18 protein-coding genes are annotated in these 20,090 nt (G+C 65.9%); 7 read left to right on the top strand and 11 right to left on the bottom strand.

Translation table 11 applies throughout. The annotated features are described in order from the left end of the window. Position 1: 1 nt before the first annotated feature. Both J3485_RS04520 and J3485_RS04515 read right to left on the bottom strand, forming a co-directional pair. A complete protein-coding gene (locus J3485_RS04520; RefSeq protein ID WP_206951365.1) occupies positions 2 to 1,390 on the bottom strand; it encodes a DUF1800 domain-containing protein in 1,389 nt (462 codons plus the stop codon). A gap of 161 nt (positions 1,391 to 1,551) precedes the next feature. After that, positions 1,552 to 1,881 carry a YbjQ family protein gene (locus J3485_RS04515; protein ID WP_206951364.1) on the bottom strand — a complete coding sequence of 110 codons (330 nt, stop codon included), beginning with the start codon at positions 1,879 to 1,881 and terminating at the stop codon, positions 1,552 to 1,554. Positions 1,882 to 2,060: 179 nt separating this feature from the next. On the opposite strand from J3485_RS04515, the gene J3485_RS04510 reads away from it, so the two are divergent. Beyond that, a complete protein-coding gene (locus tag J3485_RS04510; RefSeq protein WP_206951363.1) occupies positions 2,061 to 2,546 on the top strand; it encodes an aminoacyl-tRNA deacylase in 486 nt (161 codons plus the stop codon). A gap of 32 nt (positions 2,547 to 2,578) precedes the next feature. Here J3485_RS04510 and J3485_RS04505 read toward each other — a convergent pair whose 3' ends face one another. From J3485_RS04505 to J3485_RS04490, 4 genes are all read right to left on the bottom strand, one after another. After that, complete coding sequence (locus tag J3485_RS04505; protein ID WP_206951362.1) at positions 2,579 to 3,103, bottom strand: periplasmic heavy metal sensor; 525 nt, start codon at positions 3,101 to 3,103, stop codon at positions 2,579 to 2,581. Beyond that, positions 3,100 to 3,558 carry a hypothetical protein gene (locus J3485_RS04500; protein WP_374192405.1) on the bottom strand — a complete coding sequence of 153 codons (459 nt, stop codon included), beginning with the start codon at positions 3,556 to 3,558 and terminating at the stop codon, positions 3,100 to 3,102. Before J3485_RS04500 ends, J3485_RS04505 begins: the two co-directional genes overlap by 4 nt. Before the next feature lie 20 nt (positions 3,559 to 3,578). Next, positions 3,579 to 4,187 carry an RNA polymerase sigma factor gene (locus J3485_RS04495; RefSeq protein WP_242538664.1) on the bottom strand — a complete coding sequence of 203 codons (609 nt, stop codon included), beginning with the start codon at positions 4,185 to 4,187 and terminating at the stop codon, positions 3,579 to 3,581. A gap of 84 nt (positions 4,188 to 4,271) precedes the next feature. Then, on the bottom strand, positions 4,272 to 4,535 hold the full coding sequence (locus tag J3485_RS04490; protein ID WP_206951359.1) for a hypothetical protein: 264 nt from the start codon (positions 4,533 to 4,535) through the stop codon (positions 4,272 to 4,274). A 100-nt stretch (positions 4,536 to 4,635) separates the two neighbouring features. Between J3485_RS04490 and J3485_RS04485 the strand changes: the two genes are divergently transcribed. Both J3485_RS04485 and J3485_RS04480 read left to right on the top strand, forming a co-directional pair. Further along, a complete protein-coding gene (locus J3485_RS04485) occupies positions 4,636 to 4,851 on the top strand; it encodes a DUF3311 domain-containing protein (RefSeq protein ID WP_206951358.1) in 216 nt (71 codons plus the stop codon). Beyond that, positions 4,848 to 6,323 (top strand): sodium:solute symporter family protein, encoded by a 1,476-nt coding sequence (locus tag J3485_RS04480; protein ID WP_206951356.1) that lies wholly within the window; start codon positions 4,848 to 4,850, stop codon positions 6,321 to 6,323. Before J3485_RS04485 ends, J3485_RS04480 begins: the two co-directional genes overlap by 4 nt. A gap of 37 nt (positions 6,324 to 6,360) precedes the next feature. Here the strand turns inward: J3485_RS04480 and J3485_RS04475 are convergent, their stop codons facing one another. Then, complete coding sequence (locus J3485_RS04475) at positions 6,361 to 7,566, bottom strand: glycosyltransferase family 4 protein (protein WP_206951355.1); 1,206 nt, start codon at positions 7,564 to 7,566, stop codon at positions 6,361 to 6,363. A gap of 322 nt (positions 7,567 to 7,888) precedes the next feature. On the opposite strand from J3485_RS04475, the gene J3485_RS04470 reads away from it, so the two are divergent. Further along, entirely contained in the window at positions 7,889 to 8,677 is a 789-nt protein-coding gene (locus tag J3485_RS04470) for a sulfite exporter TauE/SafE family protein (protein ID WP_206951354.1), read from the top strand. Between the two features lie 131 nt (positions 8,678 to 8,808). Here the strand turns inward: J3485_RS04470 and J3485_RS04465 are convergent, their stop codons facing one another. Next, positions 8,809 to 10,560, bottom strand: a complete 1,752-nt coding sequence (locus J3485_RS04465; protein ID WP_206951353.1) for a S10 family peptidase — start codon at positions 10,558 to 10,560, stop codon at positions 8,809 to 8,811. Positions 10,561 to 11,148: 588 nt separating this feature from the next. Next, positions 11,149 to 12,381, bottom strand: a complete 1,233-nt coding sequence (locus J3485_RS04460) for an oligosaccharide flippase family protein (protein ID WP_206955642.1) — start codon at positions 12,379 to 12,381, stop codon at positions 11,149 to 11,151. A 300-nt stretch (positions 12,382 to 12,681) separates the two neighbouring features. Between J3485_RS04460 and J3485_RS04455 the strand changes: the two genes are divergently transcribed. Further along, positions 12,682 to 14,094, top strand: a complete 1,413-nt coding sequence (locus J3485_RS04455; protein WP_242538480.1) for a glycosyltransferase — start codon at positions 12,682 to 12,684, stop codon at positions 14,092 to 14,094. Positions 14,095 to 14,137: 43 nt separating this feature from the next. Here the strand turns inward: J3485_RS04455 and J3485_RS04450 are convergent, their stop codons facing one another. Next, positions 14,138 to 15,430 (bottom strand): acyltransferase family protein, encoded by a 1,293-nt coding sequence (locus J3485_RS04450; protein WP_206955640.1) that lies wholly within the window; start codon positions 15,428 to 15,430, stop codon positions 14,138 to 14,140. Positions 15,431 to 15,770: 340 nt separating this feature from the next. On the opposite strand from J3485_RS04450, the gene J3485_RS04445 reads away from it, so the two are divergent. Both J3485_RS04445 and J3485_RS04440 read left to right on the top strand, forming a co-directional pair. Continuing rightward, positions 15,771 to 17,171 (top strand): hypothetical protein, encoded by a 1,401-nt coding sequence (locus J3485_RS04445; protein ID WP_206951351.1) that lies wholly within the window; start codon positions 15,771 to 15,773, stop codon positions 17,169 to 17,171. Beyond that, the gene (locus J3485_RS04440; protein ID WP_206951350.1) at positions 17,168 to 18,328 is read left to right on the top strand and encodes a glycosyltransferase; all 1,161 of its coding nucleotides are present in this window, start codon (positions 17,168 to 17,170) and stop codon (positions 18,326 to 18,328) included. Before J3485_RS04445 ends, J3485_RS04440 begins: the two co-directional genes overlap by 4 nt. Here J3485_RS04440 and J3485_RS04435 read toward each other — a convergent pair. Further along, a complete protein-coding gene (locus tag J3485_RS04435) occupies positions 18,318 to 20,039 on the bottom strand; it encodes an FAD-dependent oxidoreductase (protein ID WP_206951349.1) in 1,722 nt (573 codons plus the stop codon). The two genes, J3485_RS04440 and J3485_RS04435, sit on opposite strands and share 11 nt — an antisense overlap. Positions 20,040 to 20,090: the final 51 nt, after the last annotated feature.

The raw sequence follows: 20,090 nt of genomic DNA, 5'->3' as shown, positions 1-20,090 counted from the left end.
CTCACCTCCTTTGAAAGTCGGGCGAGACGAGCAGCAGCGCGAGCGCCGTTTGCGCGCTTTCGGCACGCGAGACGGCGAGCGCCGTGGCGGGGCTCAACGAGCCGGCGGTCAGCTTCGGGCCGAGCGTGCGCGCATCGACGCGATCGCCGACGCGCGCGGCGATCCGCTGCGCGAGGTCGACCCGCCGCACGAGCGCATCGGGCGCAGCCCAGCTCGCGGCGATGTCGTCGTAACCGGCCGGCGAGCCGGGCCGCCAGACGGGCTGGCCGAGCTGCGTCAGAATCGGCGCCGCTTTGACGCCGTCGAGTTCGCGCGCGCCTAGGCCGCGCAGCGTCGAGATCGTCCAATCCCACGGCGTCTTGAACTTGACGGGCGTGCTCGCCCACGTCTCGGGCGATGCCACGAGCGCGCGATAGACCGTCGGCAGATCGCCGCCGCTCGACTGAAACGCTTGGGAGAGCCGTGCGACGAGAGCCGCGCTCGGGGTGTCGCCGGCGAAGTGTCGCGCGAGCTTCTCGGCGATATGATTCGCCGTGGCAGGCGCCGCCGCCAAATCGTGCAGGACCGCGAGCGCTTGCGCCTCGCCGCGCTCGGCATAGCGGCGGCCCATGATCGTACGGGCGCCGGGCTCGTGCAGCCCCGGGCGGAAAACGAAGCTGCCCGGCGCACCGCCCGCGCCTTTCGGGCCGACGATGCTCCAGCCCGTCAACGCGCGCGCGAACTCGGTGACGTCGTTCTGCGTATAGCCCGTGCGGACGCCGAGCGTGTGCAACTCCATGATTTCGCGCCCGAGATTCTCGTTCAGGCCGCGCTGATGCTGGGGATCGCGCGCGTCGGCGCGCATCGCCGCCTTACTGTCCGGCCCGACCGAGCGCACCTGATCGAGAAACACCTGCATCGCGGGATGGCGTTCGACGGCGAGCAGCATGTCCTCGAAGCGGCCGAGCACGTGCGGGCGAATCGCCTCGGTTTCGAACGCGCCCGCGAGCGCCGCTACTTCGGGCTTCTCCGTCGAGATCGCGAAGTGGTTGCTCCAAAAGAACACGAGCCGTTCGACGAACGGCGTGCGCGTCGTCAGCGCGCTTTGCACGCGCGCGGCGACCGCGTCGCGATACCCATCGCGCACCTGCGTACGCAGCATTTTCTTGGCCGCGACTTTGGCGTCCGAGTCGGCGCTGCTCGCCACCTGCTGCCGCGCGGCGCCGAGCGATTGCGCGATCGATTGCGAATCGGGTAACTGCGCCCAGGCGGGCGGCTTCGGATCGTATCGATCAAATTGAGCGAGCAGCCATGCTTTCGGGTCGGGCGGCGGCGACTCGTCGTCGCGCGCGCCGAGGCCGAAGCGGTTCAGCGCGATGGCCGCCTCGGTCAGATGCGGTGAATCGGTCATGTTCCCCCACTCCCTATCGACGTGGTATCGACGTTGCGTCGGTACGCTGCTTAAACGGAGCGTGCGCGCGATACCCGTCGCGCCGAATGAAAAATTTTTCGAGGAACGGCCGGACGCCGTCCGTCAGCTCAACCGCGCGGCGCGACGAGGTGCCGTGCCGGTCAGACCGACGCCGAGCGCCGCACCTGAACCGCGGTGCCGTAGCAGAGCACTTCGGTGACGCCCGTCGCGATTTCGGTGGCGTCGTAATACACGGCGATGATGGCGTTCGCGCCGAGTTCGGCCGCATGTTCGACCATGCGCTCATAGGCGTCGGCTCGCGCACGCTCGCACAGCGACGTATAGAGCGTGATATTGCCCCCGAACAGGGTCTGCAGCGACGCACCGAATGCGCCGACGACCGAACGCGAGCGCACGACGATGCCGCGCACGACGCCGAGCGAGCGCTCGATGCGCTGCGAGCGATGGAACGAGGAGAGCGGATCGTTCATGTTTTCGTTGTCCTTTCGCTTTCGATGTGTCGACGTGTCGCCGGGCCATTGCCGGGCCGGCAAAACCAACCCGGCCTGGCTGGCACCTGTGCGCAAACGGCCTATTCTATGAGAACGCCGTGCTCGCGCGTGCACATGCCGAGCGTGGTCGATCGCTCTTTCCTCCGACGGAGGTCACCATGTCGATGTCTGCCACCCTCGAGGCATGCCTGCAGAACAAGGGCTGCCGCTACGAAGTCCTTCACCACCCTTACAGCCACTCCAGCATCGAGACGGCCGCGGCCGCGCACGTGCCCGGCGAATGTCTGGCCAAGACGGTTTTGCTCGAAGACGAAAAAGGCTATGTGGCCGCCGTCCTGCCGTCGACGCACGCCGTTCGGCTATCCGAGATCTGGGAGATGACGGGCCGTCATCTGACGCTGGCCAGCGAAACGGATATGCGCGAGTTGTTCAAGGATTGCGAGCCCGGCGCGTTGCCGCCCGTATGCACCGAGTACGGGATGATCACCTATCTCGACGAAAGCCTTGCGCAGCAGTCCGATATCTATTTCGAAGCCGGCGATCACGAGGAATTGGTCCACATGCAAGCCGACCAATTCCTTGCCTTGATGGATCGCGCGGAACGCGCAAACTTCGCGCACCGGATGCAAGGCATTTCGATGTAGCGCCCTGCGCAGCCGCCTTGCCGCCCCGCCGCTCAGTGCGGGGCCGACGACGCTTGGTCCGGCGCGCGCTGCTGTTTCGGGGACGGCGGCGGCGGTAGCCGCCATTGCCCGCGCAGCGTCAAGCCTTGCGCGAACGTGACGCGTTCGGCCGGCGTCAGCGTGGCGACGAAATCGGCGACGGCCGTCTCGACACGCTCGCGCAGCGCGCGATCGGCATCGCGCGTGGTGGCAAGCGCGTCGTCGAGCGCTCGGCGATCGAATTGCGGCGCCGCCACGAGCCGTAGCACGTCGCGCCGCCCCTCGCGGGCTTGCTGCGCGAGCGGGCGCCCGTCGCGGCGCGCCAGCCGCAGCGCTTCGACGAACTGCCGCTGCCGCTCGGGCGAGAGATCCTGCGCGGCATAGCGCAGCGCCTGCGGCGTCGCGGCCCGCGCGGCAGCGGCCGGCGCCATGCGCTGCGCCATGAACCAGCGATAGGTACCGCCCACGATGGCGCCGACGAGGAACACGTTGACCACCAGCGAGCCGACGCACAACGCCTTGATCACCCGCGTCGTCATTCGACACTCCCGTCGGTACCCGGCGTGTCGAATCCGAATCCCGTCGACAGATAGGAAGGCTCGTGCGCCGCAATCGGCCGCTCGCCGGCCATGATCAGAAACGACATCGCCATCGCGCCGGCCACGAGCCCCGCCACCCCGGCACCCGCGATCGCCGCGCCGGGAAGCCACCAACGCCCGGGCCGCGCGCCGCGCGCCGGCCGGCGGCTCGCCGTACTCGCGGCACCCGCCGAGGCGACGATGCGGCGCTGCAGCGAACGGCCGGCCGGTGCGACGGTATCGGCCGACAGGCACGCGTCGAGCGCAGCGGCCGCGGCAAGCCGCGCCTGCGCCTCGTGCGGATACGCTTGCGCGAACGCGCACGCCGCCGCGCGTTCGCCTTCGGGCCAGCGGTGCGGGTCGGCGCCGTAGGCGTCGACGATCTGGGCGAATCGTTGGGGGGTCATCGTCGTCATCGATCGATCCTTGCAAGTGCTCATCGTTTCCGTGATGCGGGAATGGCCTCGGCCTCGGCCAACTGCGCGCGCATGCCGCGGCGAGCACGCACGAGCAGGCTCTCGAGCGCCTCGACGCTCAAACCCATGAGGCCGGCCGCTTCCGCGTTCGACAGTTCTTGGAAGTAGGTCAGCACGAGCGCTTCGCGCTGACGCGGCGGCAACGCCGCCAGCGCGGCACGTACGCGCGCGCCGTGCTGGCGTGCCTCGAGCGCGACCTCGGGCCCGCTCGGCGCCGCTCCGGCGTCATCGAAGGGCGCCTCCTCGAGCGTGTCGTCAGGTGTCTCGCGCCGCCGCCGCAACCGGTCGTAGCACAGGTTCATCGCGACCCGGTGCAACCAGGTGTCGAAGCGCGCCTCGCCCTCGCGCCAGTGCGGCGCCTGCTTCCACACGCGCATGAATGCCTCTTGCGCCACGTCTTCCGCCTCCATGCGATCGCCGAGCATGCGCGCGGCCAGCGCCAGCAGACGCGGCAGCTTGCGTGCCACGAGCTGGCGCACCGCCGACGCGTCGTCGCGCGCCACCCGAGCCACGAGCTCGGCGTCGGGATCGACTTCGCTCAACGCCGGCCGCTCCCCGAACGCGGGCAACGGCCGGCGACGGACGAAACCGAACCGATGCGGCACTGCCGCACGATCGAAGCGTCTTCGCTTTTCACCTTTGAACTCCCGTCGTCATCGCCATCGTCCGATCCGCAAAATCAACCCTTTCAATCCCGGTTCACCTCTTAAACGGACGCCGCCGCAAAAACCCGTCGCGAGGCAGCCGAAGTTGGCCGAAAGGGCGAAATGGGCGAAAAGGGCGAAAAGGGCCGAAGCGGCGACTCGCAGCCTATCGTAACTTCCGTCATATTCATCGCACATTTTTTTGAAACTGTTTACGGCTTGAACAGAACCGGAATAGAGTCGGATGGCAAGACCGCTGTCCTCCTGCGCCATCCTTCGTACCGAGCGCCCCAGACCTGCCGCTGCGCGTCAGGCCCCGGCGGGGCCGAGGAACGTGGGGCGGCCCGACGTTTCCTTGAGAGGAGTGATTTTCATGGTTCTTCGGTTTCTCGCCGTGCTGCCGTTCATCGGCATCTTGCTCGGCGTCCCATTCGTCAACCGCGTCGAGCCGCTTATCCTCGGCATGCCGCTCGTGCTCGCCTGGATCGTGTTCTGGGTCGTCATGAGCGCCGTGATCATGGCGTTCGTCTATAAGCTCGATCCGACCAACCGCGCCGGCGGGCAGCCCAGCGAGGAGGCCGGATCATGAGCAGCGCGCTTCTCATCATTGTCGCCGTCACGCTCATTGCGCTCTGGCTCGGCGTGCGCGCCCGCCGCGGCCACGACATGAACCTCGAGCAGTGGTCGGTCGGCGGACGCAGCTTCGGCACGGCGTTCGTCTTCCTGCTGATGGCGGGCGAAATCTATACGACGTTCACGTTCCTCGGCGGCAGCGGCTTCGCCTACGGCAAGGGTGCGGCGGCTTATTACATCCTGTCGTACGCCACGCTCGCCTACATCCTTTCCTACTGGCTGCTGCCGCCGATCTGGCGCTACGCCAAGTCGCATCGCCTCGTCTCGCAACCGCACTTTCTCGCAAGCAAGTACGCGAGCCCTTCGCTCGGCGTGCTCGTCGCGATCGTCGACGTGGTCGCGCTCGTGCCGTACCTCGTGCTGCAGTTCAAAGGGCTCGGCATCATCGTGGCAACGGCCTCGTACGGCGTGATCTCGCCCACCGCCGCGATCTGGATCGGCGCGATCGTCGTCACGGCCTATGTGACGATCTCGGGCGTGCGCGGCTCGGCGTGGAATTCGGTCCTGAAAGACACGATGATTCTCGCGGTCGTCATCTTCCTCGGCGTGTACTTGCCGATCCATTTGTACGGCGGCTTCGCCCCGATGTTCCATGCGATCGATACAGCCAAACCGGGCTTCTTGACGTTCCCCGCAAAAGGCTCGAGCGTCGCTTGGTTCCAATCGACCGTGCTGCTCACCTCGCTCGGCTTCTTCATGTGGCCGCATACGTTCGGCTCGATCTTCACCGCGCGCGACGAGCGCATCTTCCGGCGCAATGCGGCCGTGCTGCCGCTCTATCAGCTCATCTTGCTGTTCGTCTTCTTCGTCGGGTTCGCGGCGGCGCTGAAGGTGCCGGGCCTGAAGGGCAGCGACATCGACTTGTCGCTGTTCCACTTGTCGCTGCAAACGTTCGATCCGTGGTTCATCGGCGTGATCGGCGCAGCCGGCGTGCTGACCGCCCTCGTGCCGGGCTCGATGATCCTGAACGCGGCCGCGACGCTGCTCGCCAACGACGTCTACCGCGGCGCGGTCGACCGGCAAGCGAAGGACGCCACCGTCGCCAAGCTCGCCCGCGTACTCGTGCCCGTGATTGCGCTCATCGCCGTCTACTTCACGCTGCGCGGCGGCGAAACGATCGTGGCGCTGCTGCTGATGGGCTACAGCTTCGTGACGCAGTTGTTCCCGGCCGTCGTCACGAGCTTGGCCGCGCGCAATTGGGTGACCAAGCAAGGTGCGTTCGCCGGCATCGCGGCGGGCGTGGCGGTGGTCGCCTACACGACACTCACGCATGCGAGCATCGGGCAATGGTTCCCATTCTTGCCCGACAAGCTCAAGGACATCAACATCGGCCTCGTTGCGCTCGTGCTGAACGTCGTCGTGCTCGTCATCGTCAGTGCCGTGACGCAGCCTCGCGCCGCGGAACACTCGCAGGCCCGCACGCTATGAGGCTGGGCCGCCCGGCCAAGGCGACGTAGAAGTAGACCTAGCCGAGCACGCGCCGCGCGATCTCGAGATATCGGCGCGCGGTGTCCTCGAGCCTCAAACCGTCGAGGCGACGCGGCGAACGCGGCTGGGCGAGCGCGTCGGCCAGCGCGCAGCCGAAGGTCTCGACGTCCGCCGTGTCGACGAGGCGCACACCCGCGTAGCTGCGCGCGAAGCTGAATGCGGGAATCGTATTAGCGACGATCGGAATGCCCGATGCGAGCGCCTCGAGAAAGCCGACGCTGTTCGCTTCGAAACGCGACGGCATCGCGAAGACGTCGGCTTGGGCAAGCAGATCGGGCACGTCCATACGCGGCCCGTCGATTCGGATGCTCGATGCGAGCCCGAGCGTGTCGACGAGCGAGACGATGCGCGCATGATAGGCACGGTCCTCGACGACACCGCATAAATGCAGCCGCGTGCCCGGTTCGCGCGCCAGAACCTTGCGAAAGGCGTGCACGGTGTCGAGTTGCCCCTTCTCGGGCATATAGCGTCCGATTTGAACGATGCACCGCGCGGGTCGCGTGTCGGTATGGCCGTCGGCATCGTCAACCGCATCGCTCGCATCGGCGGCATTGCCCGCATTGCCCACATTGCCATTACCTACCCGCACGCCCCGGCCCTCGTTGGAACCGCAAAGCGCCGACGCGGCGTTCGCGGCGTCGGCCATGCCCGCGACGCCGGTCGCATGACTGAACCGATCGACGTCGACGCCGTTGGGCACCACGAACAGCGCGGGATGCCGACCGATCACCGCCGCATACTGATCGACGTTGCGCTGCGACACGCCGACGACGGCCCTCGCTCGCCGCGACAGCAGCCGCTCGGCCCGCCCGAGCCATCGATGCTCGGTGAAATCGTTCGTTCCCGAATGCATGACGAAGACGATCGGCGCAGACAGCGGCAATGCGCGCGCATAGAGCGCCGGAATGGTGGTATGGGCGAAGACGATGTCGGGCGCGAAGCGCCGGATCGTGCGATAGAGAAAAACGAGCCGCGCGAAGTGCTCGTGCCGCCTCGCGGGAAAAGCACACTCCACCTGATGCGCGGCCAATTCCCGCGCGGCATCGGCGAAGTCGCCCTCGGCCGGCAGGAGCGACGCGATGCAGACCGTATGGCCGCGCCGCCGATGATCGATCGCGATGCCCTTGACGAGCATCTCCGCACCCGAGAGCCGCGGCGCGAGGACTAGCTGAAGGATGCGCATGAGGCAACCGGCCTCCACCGGCACTAACCGGCATCACCCGAACCCTAGCGCACCCACCCCTGCCTGCGTTCGCCATCTTCTAGTCGTCTTCGGCCGCGGCGCCGCGGCGAGCCCGGGCGCCTTCGCCGAGTGCGCCGCGCGCCGGCGATTTGCGCCCAGCGCGACCGATAAACCCGCTTTAGCGAAAAATCGCTCCAGTTGTCACCGTGTTATCGCGGTTTGTTCTAACGATATGGCCGATCATTCTAACGAATCTTACGGCCCCAGCTTAGAATCGGGCACTCATATTCCCGCGGCCGCGCCGCCGATTCAGAATCGCACGATGCTTATGCCTCACATCAACTTGATCTACTCCGCTTCCGGCCTCGGCGTCGGCATTCTAGTCGGGCTCACGGGCGTAGGAGGCGGATCGTTGATGACTCCGCTGCTCGTGCTGATCTTCGGCGTGCATCCTGCCACGGCCGTCGGCACCGACCTGCTCTACGCCGCCGTCACGAAGGCCACGGGCACGCTCGTGCACGGGCTCAAGGGGTCGATCGACTGGCGCGTCACGGGGTTGCTCGCCAGCGGCAGCGTGCCGGCCGCCGCGGTGACGCTATTGCTGCTCCATCGCTACGGCGCACAGTCGCATGCGGCCACGTCGCTGATTCAGCACGTGCTTGGCGCGGCCCTCTTGATCACTTCGATCGCGCTCATCTTCCGCCCGCGGCTCGCAAAACTCGCGGCGCGTAAGCCGACGAGCACGAGCCCCGCGCGCACGGCGCTGCTCACGGCGCTAACGGGCGCCGTCCTCGGCGCACTCGTGTCGCTGACGTCGGTCGGCGCCGGCGCGATCGGCGTGACCGTTCTGCTGCTGCTTTATCCGGCCCTCGCCACCTCGCGCATCGTCGGCTCGGACATCGCCCATGCCGTGCCGCTCACGCTCGTCGCGGGCATGGGCCATTGGCTGCTCGGCTCCGTCGACATCGTCATGCTGGTTTCGCTCCTGATCGGCTCGGTGCCGGGCATCGCGCTCGGCAGCCATTTTTCCGCCCGCGCGCCCGAAGCGCTGCTGCGCAATCTGCTCGCTGTCGTCCTCGTGCTCGTCGGCGCGCGGCTCGTCTGGGTGTAGCGATCGAAGGACGGCCCCGGCTCCCGAACGGCAGCCGTCCTCGACACGACACGCTTGCCCATGACCTAAGGACGGTGACTCAGGGCCGCCGACTCAAGACCGCTGACTCAAGGCCGCTGACTCAGAGCCCGTTACCGAACGCCGGGCGGATGCTGCCGATTCAGCACGCGCATCAGTGCCGGACGGTTGGTCATCACGCTGTCGTAGAAGCTCGCGAGGTCGCCCTTCATCGCCGTGCGCGACGCATCGTCGAGGTAGATCATGTGGCCCGACGGATAACGGCGCGTGACGATGTTCGACTGTAGCGACGGATCGATCGGCATGCTCGCGAGCGTGAGCGCCGTCTGGAAGAACGGTGTGACCGCATCGAAGTAGCCGTTGGCCGAGAACACCTTCAAATCCGGGTTCAGCGTCATCGTCGCAGCCAGATCGCCGGCCGTATAGAGCGCGTTGCCGCCGCCCTTGGCCGCGCCCGTCGGATCGACGTGGCTGAAGTCCCAGTTATTGAACACCTGATCGTTCAAATCCACGAACGACGACGTGGATGTGTACTTCAGGCTGTTGTGCAGATAGTCGTTCCACTCGACCGTGTAAATGCCCGCGACGTTCGTGATCGACGGATCGTTGCTGCCCGCGTCGGGCAGGATGAACGGGCCGATGCCCGTATTGATCGACGTCGCGCGCCCGTCGTACTGGCCGATGGCCGTGCCCGGGACGAGCGTGCCGAAGAAGTTGCCGAATCCGGCCGGATTGCCGTCCTGCTGAATCAGCGTCATTGGATCGATGCCGAGGTACTGCTGCATCTGCTGCGCGATCGGCAAGGTCATGTTCAAGCGCGTATTGACGAGCCCGTTGTCGGCCGGATTCGGCGCTTGCACGAGCGGCATCAGCGTGTTCCTCGCGTAGTTCATGACGTGCTGCATGTAGGTCGGCAGGTCGATCGACCGCTGTGCGACGCTGTCCTTCTGGTAGTGGTAGGCATCGGCGGCCAGCGTCGGGAACAGCCCGATCGCGCTCATCGAATTCGCGTAGTCGAGAATCGACGACTGCAGCGTGATCCCGTTCAACTCGATGCCGTCCTCATGGAGCACCCATGAGAGGACCGCGCTGCGCGCCGTGCCATACGACTCGCCGAACAGAAACTTCGGCGAATTCCAGCGGTTATAGAGCGTCAGATAGCGCTGGATGAAGCGGTCGATCGAGCGTGCGTCTTGGTCGACGCCCCAGAAGTCCTTGTTCTTGTACGGCGCGATGGCTGCCGAATAGCCGGTGCCGACCGGATTGATGAAGACGAGGTCCGAGTGGTCGAGCAAGCTGTCGGGGTTGTCGAGCAGTCGATAGGGCGCCGGCGGCGTGAAGTTCGGAAATGAAGACTGGATGCGCTTGGGCCCGAACGAGCCGAGCAGCAGATAGACCGACGACGAGCCCGGGCCGCCGTTGTAGAAGAACGTGACGGGGCGCGGCTTGCTTGGATCGGGATTGTCGGCCGTGTAGGCGACGTAGAACATCTTCGCGTTCGGCTGCGACGTCGACGCGTCGATCGTCGTCAAATGGCCGGCGCGCGCCGTGTACGCGATCGTCTTTCCGCCGATCGTCACCGTGTGATGCGAGAGCGCAACGCCCTCGGTCGCATCGGCCACCGAATCGTTGGGGCCGGTGCCGTAGATGTCGGTGTCCGTCAGCGCCTGATCGACGGGCGGCGTTGCGGCCGTCGGCGAAGCCGAATTGGCGGCCGCGCCGGCGGCGTTTCCCGTCGAGGAATCGCCGCCGCCGCACCCGGCGAGCAAGATTGCCGCGACGGCCGCCGCCGCGAACGGGGCCCATTTGGCGGAGATCGGCGAAACCGATTCCGCGCCGCTTCTCGATAACCGAATTTTCTTCATATTTATTATCGCCTTTATAAATAAAGCATCTCGAGCACCACCGCCTGAAACGCATGTTCCGGGCGATTCATTCCAATCATTTTCCACATCTACCCATTGACACCTTTAAAAATTGCCACTCGACATCTACTTCAACCGATCCTTTGATTCAGACCCGCTAAACAACTTCTCCCTCATCGCACATCGAATCGAAAGTCGTGCAACGCACCGCTTCAAATGCTTAGATTGAGCATGCAAAGTTCAATACGGGTCAGTCCAAATACGTGAATCAAAACACCTACAATCTAATCATCACGCATGCACCTCCACACGCCAAATGAGTATCCCAACGGCGACATTTCGCCGTTTAAAATTCATCAAAAAAAGATAAAATAAATTCACGTCTCATACACCTATCTACAATGATGAGAACATTCAAACCGACTGATCCGTCAGTCTCATCATTCTTTGATCGATGAGCGTGAAGATCGAAAGAAAGGTCTACCAACGTGGAAAAGCCGACGATCGTGAAGCGCAGCGCAGACGTTTTTTGCGTGGGCGAGCATCCGCGCCCACGCGTCGGCGGGAGCACGGGCAATGCGATCGCCCTTAGCTACGCAGCGCCCGGTAGAACATCCAAAGCCCCGCCGTCGCAAGGCCGGCGGTCATGCCCCAAGCGATGCCCGTCACGCCCCACTCGCGCATCGCGACGGGCACGATCGCAAACAGCACCACGACCTGCATCGCCGACGCCTGCGCGGCCGTGCGCGCATCGCCCCGAGCGCGCAAATAGGCAACGAGCACGGCAATGAGCGCGCCAAGCGCCATGTTGACGACGAAGATGCGAAAGAGCGGCACGGCCGGCATCCAGCGCGGACCCAGCACGAGCGCGAACAGCGGCCCGGCCAGCGCACGTAGGATCACGACAACGAACGCGACAGCGCACGCGCCCAGCGCGAGATAGCGTTTGAACAGCCGCGCGGCCCGCTTCGCGTCGTCGCGGTGATGCGCGGCAAACGTGGGAAACAGATACTGCGACAGCGCGATCGCTGCATCGGCAAGCAGCATTTGCGCGAGGCGCGACGACATTTGATAGGCCCCGAGTTGCGCCGGCCCGAGCATCTTGCCGACGACGACCTTGTCGAACTGATTGAGGATCAGATTGACGACGCTACCCGCCCAAATCCAGCGCGAAAAACCGATGTAATGGCCAATGCCCGACCAGCGCGGCACGAGCGGCGGGCGCGGCGTCAAGACGGCCCACGTCAGTGTGCTCTTGAGCACTTCGCCGAGCAGCATGCCGATCAGCACCGAGGCGGCACCCACCCCCGATAGCGCAAAAGCAAGACCGGTACAGCAATCGGCGAACGCCGCGCCGATCTCGATCGCCGCGATGCGCGAGAAGCAGCGCTCGCGCTGCACGACGTAATAACCGGGCGAAGCGAGGCCGCGCACGAGCGGCAGTGCCGCGGCCATTTGCAGCAGCAGCGATCGCCCCAAATGAAACTGGCTCGCCATGAACGGCGCCAGCGCGACGAGCAAGAGCGCCACGCAAACGCCGCGCACGACGAGCGTCGTGAACACGGCGCCGAGCTCGTCGCGCGTGGGCGTGTCCTTGCCTTGAACGACCGCTTGCGCGAGGCCCGTATCGGACAGCGATTCGGCGATCGCGACGGCCAGCAGCGCGACGCTCACGCTGCCGATCGCCGCCGGCCCGAGCAGGCGGCCGATCGCGAGAAACTTGATCGCGACGAGACCGCGCACGGCAACCTGCTGTGCGAGCACCCAGGTCGCGGCGCTCGGCGCAAGGCCCGCGCGCATCGACGCTGCCGCCAGCCGCATCGATCTCGCTCTGTTGCCGCGCAATGTATTCACGTTCGATTGGATATTGGATCCGCGTCGTTGAACGAATCGGGCTACGCCACGCAAAGGCCTTGCGAACGACAAAGTAACGCGCCGACGCCGCCGAAAAGCGCCATCTCGTAGTGGCGATCCGCCATCGGATGCCCGGCGGTGCGCGCATGCGTAAATCGACGACAGATTGGCGGCCGGCGCCTAGCGGCCAGTGCTACCGTTCTCGCGAGCGGCGCCGCGACGCATGACGTGCCCCGCCATGCGCAGCCTCATGGATTCCTAGCGACGATGCCGCAAACGCTGCCCTCCTCGACGACCGACGCCACCGCCCATCCGCTCGCCCGCTCGCCCTTGCTCGACGCCGTGCGCGCACACGCCCCCGCGCTCCCGGCTCCGGCAACATCGTCCGCCGCATCGCCCATCGCATCGCCCCCAACAACGACAGTGCGCGTACCGCGTACACAAGCGGCCCCGCCATCGCGCCCCACCGTGCTCATCGTCGAGCCGAACTTCACCGGACATCGCTGGCGCTACGCGCAATGGGCCGCCGAAGCATACTGCGCGGCCGGCCTCGCTTGCCTGATCGCCACGACGCCGTCGAACGAGGACCATCCGCTCGCCCGCAAGCTCACCGCCGAGCGCCGGCCTGGACTCGAGATTGCGTTCGTCGACGATCCCGCGCCCGCGGGGGCGATCGCGGCCCATGCCGAGCGCGTGTCCTACGTGCGCTACCACCGCTACTTCGCGCACGCCTATGACTGCCTCGGCGAGTGCGCGCCGATCGCGCTCGTCGTCGTCCCTTACGTCGACTACTTTCTCTACGCCCTGCCGTTTCTCGGATCGCCCTTCGGCGATACCCCTTGGATCGGCATCACGATGCGCGCGACGTTTCATCATCGATACGTCGGCGTGAAAGCGCCGGATCGCCCGCTTGTCAATGCAGTAAAGGCGCAATTGTTTCGACGCGCGGTCAAAGCGCGCGGATTGCGCACGCTGCTGTCGATCGATCCGACCTTGCCCGAATGGAGCGCCCGTGCGCTGCCGCGCCATCGCGCCGCGATCGCCTACCTTGCCGATCCGTTTCCCGATGTACGGGCCGACGATCCGGCAGCGGCGCGCTCACGGCTCAATTTCGGGCCGGGGCCGCATTTGCTCGTCTACGGATCGGTCACCGGCCGCAAGGGCATCCGCGAACTCGTCGTCGCGCTCGAACGCATGGAGCACGCACCGACGCTCGTCGTCGCCGGCGAACAGGACGAGTCGACACGCGCATTCCTGCATTCGCATGCGCCGTGCTTGACGCCGGCCCCAGTCATCGTCGATGGCTTCATTACGAACGACGACGAGTTCGATCTGTTCTGCGCGTGCGACGCCGTCTGGCTCGGCTATAAAGGCCACTACGGCATGAGCGGTGTCCTCGTGCAAGCCTATCGATTCCGCAAGACCGTCATCGCGACGTCGGAAGGGTTGATCGGCTGGTTCTGCGCCGGCGGTGCGCTCGGACCCGTGCTCGACGATCTGTCGCCCACAGCCATCGCGCGCGCGATCGACACGGCATTGGCCCGCGCCGATCGTGCCGATGGCGCCAACAGTCGCCCAGATGCGCCCCATCATGAGACGCTGCTCGAACGCAATACGCTCGACGCATTCAAACGCACGCTGTGCGAAGCGGCGACGGCGGCAATCGTCAGCAGAAAATAGATAGGTGTCCTAATGATAGGAATGTCTATTCGATTCTCGCTACCTATTTAGGACTCCTCATCACATCGCTTACGAAGGCTGCCCGCTGGCCGTCGGCCGCACGTCCGTCGATAGGCGGCGGCGCCACGGCCACGCTTGCCGCGCGCCCCGCACCAGCCACACCTGCCACGCCTACCGCGACGACCGGCAGCGCCTGTGGCGCCCGCGCCGTCTCCCGCGCCGGCACATGCGCCTCGCGCACAACGGGGAACAACGCATTGCGCAGCCGCAGGAACGGAAACTCGACCGCGCGCGTTGTAACGTAACCCGCGCCTATCGCGATCGCAGCCTGCACGACGAGCACGGCGGCCCAGATGACGAGGCGAGGCAGCCCCGCCGTCGTCGCCGTCGCGATGAACGCTTCGCCCGGTGCGAGCGCGATCGAATGCCAGAGGTAAATGCCGTACGAATACACGCCGACCCACGCCACGGCGCGGAACCACCAGGCACGGCGGATCGCGGCGGCATGCTCGAGCATGAGGACGATCAGCGCGACGAAGCCGATCGACTGAATCGTATAGCCGATGCTTTCGTCGAGCGCGTAGTGCGGTGTGCCGAAGCCGAGCCACGCGATCAAGCCGACGACGAGCGCGACGAGCAGCCACGTGCGGCGCGCGAACTGCCGATACGCCTCGGGCGCCATCCAATAGACGGCGGCCAGCATCACGCCGGCGAGCAGGCTGTCGATGCGGTATTGCGTGTAAGCGAAGGCGGCCTCGAGGCGGCCGTCGGCCACGGCGAGCGAGCGCATCGCGAGCACGGTCAGGCAAACGATGCCGAGCACCGCCACGATGGCGCGCGCGCCGAGCCGCCAGCGCACGAACACGAGCAGAACGGCGGGCAGGAACAGATAAAAATGCTCCTCGACGGCAAGGCTCCACGTTTGCGAAATCGACGTGCCGAAGTAATTCTGCAGATGCGTGAGGTTCTGCACGAGGAAGCTGTCGAGCGGATGACGGCGCACGATCGCGTGAAACGCGATCAGCACGTAATAGGCCGGCCAAATCTTGAAGATCCGCCGCACGATGAACCGGCGCGCGTCGATCGCACCACGCTCGGCATATTGCTTCAACAACAGGCCGCCGACGAGAAAGCCGCTCAGCGTGAAAAACAGATTGACGCCCTCGCGACCGAAATGCGTGAACGGATACTGCGCGATCGATACGACGGCAAGGCCCGGATCGACCGAGCGAAAGTGGTACCCCATCACGGCGATGATCGCGATCCCGCGCAAGAAATCGAGCTCGATCATGCGATCGCGCACGATGGCCTTCGCTCCCCCGAACGGATTCGTCATCATCGTCGATTCCCTCTTCGGCTCAACGGTCTGCTCAACGGCCTGCTTCGATTCGGCCCTTCGATCTTCGGCTGCGCGATGCGGAGCCATCCGCCAATATCCCGGCGCAAGCCGACAAGATCTTTCCGCACGCATCGGCACGCGCCCTGCCGCCTTGTCGCACCGCGATCGGTGCGGCACGTCCGGCCGCGTTGGCCGAACGCTAGACCTGCGCCGCCAAGCGCTAGGCGCGCGCCGCCAAGCGACGACCCGGCACCCGTGCGAGCGGTATAGTCGGCTCGTGCATCGGGCCTGCGACCATCAACGGGCCATCCCGCCAACGAATAGGAAGCGATCCGACATGACAGAGGCGCGATACCGATTCGCATCGGGGGCACGCCAAGCGGCACGCAACCCGTATGCGCACTTATGGATCTGGCTGTTCGTGTTTCCGCTCGCCATGGACTACAAGGCGGCGGCCACCGGCGATAGCCATCTGGCGCAGATTCTATTGACGATTCCCGTCCTGGGATCGGGCGTCATCCTCGCCCTGATCGGGCCTCGCTTTCGCGAACGTTCGCGGCTGCGCACGGTGGTGACGCTCTCGCTCATGCTCGCCGTGCCCGCGAGCATCGTCACCCAATGGCTGCAAGAGAACAGCGCCGGCCAATACCTGCGCGTGCTGCTGCCGTTCGCGCTATTTCAACTCGGCTTCGTCGCCGCTTGCCGCCCCTGGCAGGAGGCACGCTTGGAGCAGTTCGAGAAGGCCCTCCTTTGGGCCAACGTCATCAGCCTCGCCTTCACTTGCCTTTACGGCCTGCTCGTCGCCGGATCGCTCGCGGACGTGCGCTACCGTATCGTTTCGGTAACCTTCCTCGGTCTGCAAGCCGTGCTGCTGCACGAATTCGTGATCGCCAAGCGTTATACGGCGCTCACGCTCGGCCTGTTCATGGCGACGGTCATCATCGAACTGTTGAGCGTCACGCGCTCGCTGCTCGTCGGTACCGCGTTGCTGTTCGCGCTGGCTGCCTGGATGAGCGCCGCGGGCACGCACCATCTCGCGCGCACGGCGCTGCGCGCGGCGCTCGTCGCCGTCATGCTCGGCGTCATGGCGCTGGCGGCGGCCGCATGGTTCCCAGGCGTGACCGAGCACTGGGTGCAACGCGTCGACTTCGCGAAAACCGGCACGCGCAGCGGCGAAGACCCGACGACGATCACGCGCCTTGCCGAAATTCGCAACCAATACGACCAAGTCGTCTCGACGCCGCTCTCGCTGCTGGTCGGAGAGGGCTATGGCCACGACTATCGCTACTCGCCGGCTTACCTGCCCGATCTGGCCGGGCAGATAAGCAAAAAGGACTTCTACGCGGAACACGATTGGGCCGCGGGACACAACTTCTGGGTCTATCAGTTCTTCGCGGGCGGCCTGTTGTTCGGGCTCGCCTTCCCGCTTGCGCTGCTCTACGCGCTCGCGCGCTGTACGATCGCCTATCGGCGCTGGCGCGTGTATGCCCCCGACGCGCCGCAACTGCCCGTGCTCGGCCGCGCGATCTTACTCACGGCGGCGCTGCCGGCCGCCTCGATCGGCGGCAATCCGCTGGGCCCACGGTTTTCCGGGCTCGTGTTCGGCGTCGGTCTCGGGCTCATGGTCGCCATGCACGCACAGTTGGCGCAGCGCGAGGCCCGCTCGGTTCGCCGTGCCGCCGCATCGACAAGCTCCCCAAGCTCACCACGTCCGCGCGTCGGTGCGGTCGCCTCATGAAGCTGCTCAACGTCCTGCCCACGCTCGACCCCGCCGCGGGCGGGCCGGTGGAGGGCGTAAGCCAATGCGCGCTCGCGCTCGCAAAGCTCGGCCACGTCGTCGAGGCGGCCACGCTCGACGCGCCCGGCACCGCGTTTCTCGCCGATGCACCCATGCCCGTTGCAGCGCTAGGCCCCGGGCACGGCAAATACGGCCGTGCGCCGCGCGCGCCGCTCTGGCTGCGCGAGCACGCGCCGCGCTTCGATGCCGTCATCGTTCATGGCCTCTGGCAATACCACGGCTTCGCGACGCGGCAGGCGCTGCGCGGGCTCCACGTGCCCTATTACGTATTCCCGCACGGCATGCTCGATCCGTGGTTCAAGAGTGCCTATCCGCTCAAGCACGTCAAGAAGTGGCTCTACTGGCCCTGGGGCGAATACCGCGTATTGCGCGATGCGCGCGCCGTCTTGTTTACGACCGAAGAAGAGCGCTTGCTCGCGCGGCAATCGTTCTGGCTCTATCGCACACGCGAGCGCGTCGTCTCGTTCGGCGCCGCCGCGCCGCCCGGCGATGCGGCGCGCCTGCGCGATTGCTTCTTCGCGGCCTACCCGACACTGGCCGGCCGGCGTCTGCTGCTGTTTCTCGGCCGGCTTCATCCGAAGAAGGGCTGCGACCTCCTGCTGCGTGCCTTCGCACGTGTCGCGACGACGGAGCCGCTGCTGCATCTCGTCTTTGCCGGCACCGGCGACGGCGACACCGTTGCGCAGCTTCATACCCTTGCCCGCGAACTCGGCATCGCCGAGCGCGTGACTTGGACGGGCCTGCTGCAAGGCGATTGCAAGTGGGGCGCGTTCGGCGCGAGCGATGCCTTCGTCTTGCCGTCGCATCAGGAAAACTTCGGCGTCGCTGTCGTCGAGGCGCTCGCCAGCGGCACGCCGGTCCTCATCTCCGACAAGATCAACATTTGGCGCGAAGTCGATGCCGATCGCGTGGGTTTCGTCGCATCCGATACGGTCGAGGGCACGCTGATCAATCTGCGCCATTGGCTCTCGCTCGATCCGTCTTCCGCTGCCCGCATGCGAACGCGAGCCGCTGCCGCATTCGCGGCGCGGTTCACGATCGATGCGCACGCGCGCACTCTGCTTCAAGCCCTCGCGCCGCCCCCGTTCAGTGCTTGACGATGCGCGCGAGCACCGCGGCGAACGGCAACGCATCCACGAACGGCGCTACCGCGTCGCCGGCTGGGGCACACGCCGGTTTCGAGGCGGCCACCGCGTCGGGCGTGCGCAGCAAGTGCACGAGATGGTCGGCCAGACGCAGCGCCAGCGCGGCAATCGTGATCGTCGGAAAATTGGCGCCGACGGTCGGAAACACGGAGCTGCCCGCAACGAACAGATTGTCGATGAGGAACACTCTGCAATCGCGATCCACGACGCCTTCCCGCTGCGAATCGTGCATCCGCGTCGTGCCCATGTGGTGCCACGTGCCTTCGAGTTCGGCGGGCCAAGCGCGGCCTTCCAGCGGCGGGTCGAGCACGACCCGCGCGACGCCGCACGCTTGCAGCTCTTCAGCCAGTAGCGCGAACGTGCGATCGAACGTGCGCTGCGCGAGCTCGGTCAGCCGCCATGCGACCTTCACGCGCGGCATGCCGAGCCGATCGCATTGCTCGCCGAGCGTCACGCGGCTGTCGCGGTTCGGCTGTGCTTCCACGATCGCCTGCAGCTTGACGTCGCGGATCAGCGCGCGCGGCTGCAGCAGGCGGGTCAATCCGAAGCCGGCCGTATCGACGGGATGCCGGAGCATCGTCGCGAGGTCTGCGCTCAAGTGCCAGCCGGGCTGATCCTTGTTCAGCAACGCCTGCTTGCAGCGGATCAACGCCTCGGCGCCTTCGCTGCCCTCGCCGTAGAAAAGCGAAAAGAACCAGACCCGCGAGTTGAGCAAGCGCTCACGCTGCAGCACGGCGGGGGTCAATGCGAATTGGGACGAAATGGGCGTACCGTGAGCCGACACCGCGGCATTTTGATAGTGATACTTGATGTCGTAGAGCTTGTTGCGCGACCAAGCCGGCGCGAAGCGCACGCTCGCCGACATGATGCGCGGATGATCCATGAAATACCGGCCGACGTTGTCGTAGGCGTTGCCGAGGCCGGCCGCTTGCACACGATTGGACGCCAGCAGCAAGCGCGCGTTCTCGATACCGCCCGCGGCCAGTACGAAACGCTTGGCCGCGACGGTCATGCGCCGGCCCGTCAGCGTCGTCACTTGAACACGCGTGACGTGAGACGCATCGGCATCGGTATCGACGTGCACGACGTTCGCATGCAGAAACACGCGAATGTGCGGCGAGCGCTCGAGATCGCCGCGATAGAGCTTGCCGAAGCGCGCGGGCGGGCTGAATTGCGCGATCGTGTCGCGCACGTTGCCGGTCACGAGCGGCAATCGTTTGACGTCCGCGCGTCCGATCGATCGCTCCCAGAACGACGGCTCGAAATCGTTCGGTCCGAGCTTGAGCAGCGCGTGCGTGCGCGCGTAATACGGCGCCAGCTCGTCGAGCCCGAACGGCCAACCGCTGCCGGGCACCCAATCGCGCTTCTCGAAGTCCCACGGATCGAGCGGCCGGCACCAGCCGCCCCAGCAATTGCTGCTGCCGCCGAAATAGCGGCTGCGACTGCCGTCGGCGAACGCGTAAGGCAAGCCGACGTTCTCGCCGCGGTAGAGATCGCGCGTATCGTCGTCGGGACGATAGCCGCCGCTTTCGAGCAGACACGTGTCGATCCCGCATCGATCGAGTTCGAGCGCGAGCGTGATCCCGGCGACCCCTGCACCGACGATACATACCGTCGTTTCGATCTCTCGGCCTTCGTCGATGCCCCGTGTGTCGATGAACATGGCTGCTCCCGCTTTTCCCTAATCTTCGGGCCGCCGTGCCGCATTTTCCCG

The sequence above is a fragment of the Trinickia acidisoli genome, assembly GCF_017315725.1.
Taxonomy (GTDB): domain Bacteria; phylum Pseudomonadota; class Gammaproteobacteria; order Burkholderiales; family Burkholderiaceae; genus Trinickia; species Trinickia acidisoli.
The sequence above is the reverse complement of the archived record's forward strand: the minus strand, read 5'-3'. Positions and strand labels throughout refer to the sequence as shown.

Excerpts from the sequence above, each read along its gene's own strand:
- J3485_RS04450 (WP_206955640.1), bottom strand. The coding sequence starts at position 15,430 with ATGACGAATCCGTTCGGGGGAGCGAAGGCCATCGTGCGCGATCGCATG.
- J3485_RS04445 (WP_206951351.1), top strand. The coding sequence starts at position 15,771 with ATGACAGAGGCGCGATACCGATTCGCATCGGGGGCACGCCAAGCGGCA.
- J3485_RS04505 (WP_206951362.1), bottom strand. The coding sequence starts at position 3,103 with ATGACGACGCGGGTGATCAAGGCGTTGTGCGTCGGCTCGCTGGTGGTC.
- J3485_RS04485 (WP_206951358.1), top strand. The coding sequence starts at position 4,636 with ATGGTTCTTCGGTTTCTCGCCGTGCTGCCGTTCATCGGCATCTTGCTC.
- J3485_RS04500 (WP_374192405.1), bottom strand. The coding sequence starts at position 3,558 with ATGACGACGATGACCCCCCAACGATTCGCCCAGATCGTCGACGCCTAC.
- J3485_RS04475 (WP_206951355.1), bottom strand. The coding sequence starts at position 7,566 with ATGCGCATCCTTCAGCTAGTCCTCGCGCCGCGGCTCTCGGGTGCGGAG.
- J3485_RS04465 (WP_206951353.1), bottom strand. The coding sequence starts at position 10,560 with ATGAAGAAAATTCGGTTATCGAGAAGCGGCGCGGAATCGGTTTCGCCG.
- J3485_RS04490 (WP_206951359.1), bottom strand. The coding sequence starts at position 4,535 with ATGGCGCAGGAGGACAGCGGTCTTGCCATCCGACTCTATTCCGGTTCT.
- J3485_RS04470 (WP_206951354.1), top strand. The coding sequence starts at position 7,889 with ATGCTTATGCCTCACATCAACTTGATCTACTCCGCTTCCGGCCTCGGC.
- J3485_RS04510 (WP_206951363.1), top strand. The coding sequence starts at position 2,061 with ATGTCGATGTCTGCCACCCTCGAGGCATGCCTGCAGAACAAGGGCTGC.
- J3485_RS04520 (WP_206951365.1), bottom strand. The coding sequence starts at position 1,390 with ATGACCGATTCACCGCATCTGACCGAGGCGGCCATCGCGCTGAACCGC.
- J3485_RS04515 (WP_206951364.1), bottom strand. The coding sequence starts at position 1,881 with ATGAACGATCCGCTCTCCTCGTTCCATCGCTCGCAGCGCATCGAGCGC.
- J3485_RS04460 (WP_206955642.1), bottom strand. The coding sequence starts at position 12,381 with ATGCGGCTGGCGGCAGCGTCGATGCGCGCGGGCCTTGCGCCGAGCGCC.
- J3485_RS04480 (WP_206951356.1), top strand. The coding sequence starts at position 4,848 with ATGAGCAGCGCGCTTCTCATCATTGTCGCCGTCACGCTCATTGCGCTC.
- J3485_RS04455 (WP_242538480.1), top strand. The coding sequence starts at position 12,682 with ATGCCGCAAACGCTGCCCTCCTCGACGACCGACGCCACCGCCCATCCG.
- J3485_RS04435 (WP_206951349.1), bottom strand. The coding sequence starts at position 20,039 with ATGTTCATCGACACACGGGGCATCGACGAAGGCCGAGAGATCGAAACG.
- J3485_RS04440 (WP_206951350.1), top strand. The coding sequence starts at position 17,168 with ATGAAGCTGCTCAACGTCCTGCCCACGCTCGACCCCGCCGCGGGCGGG.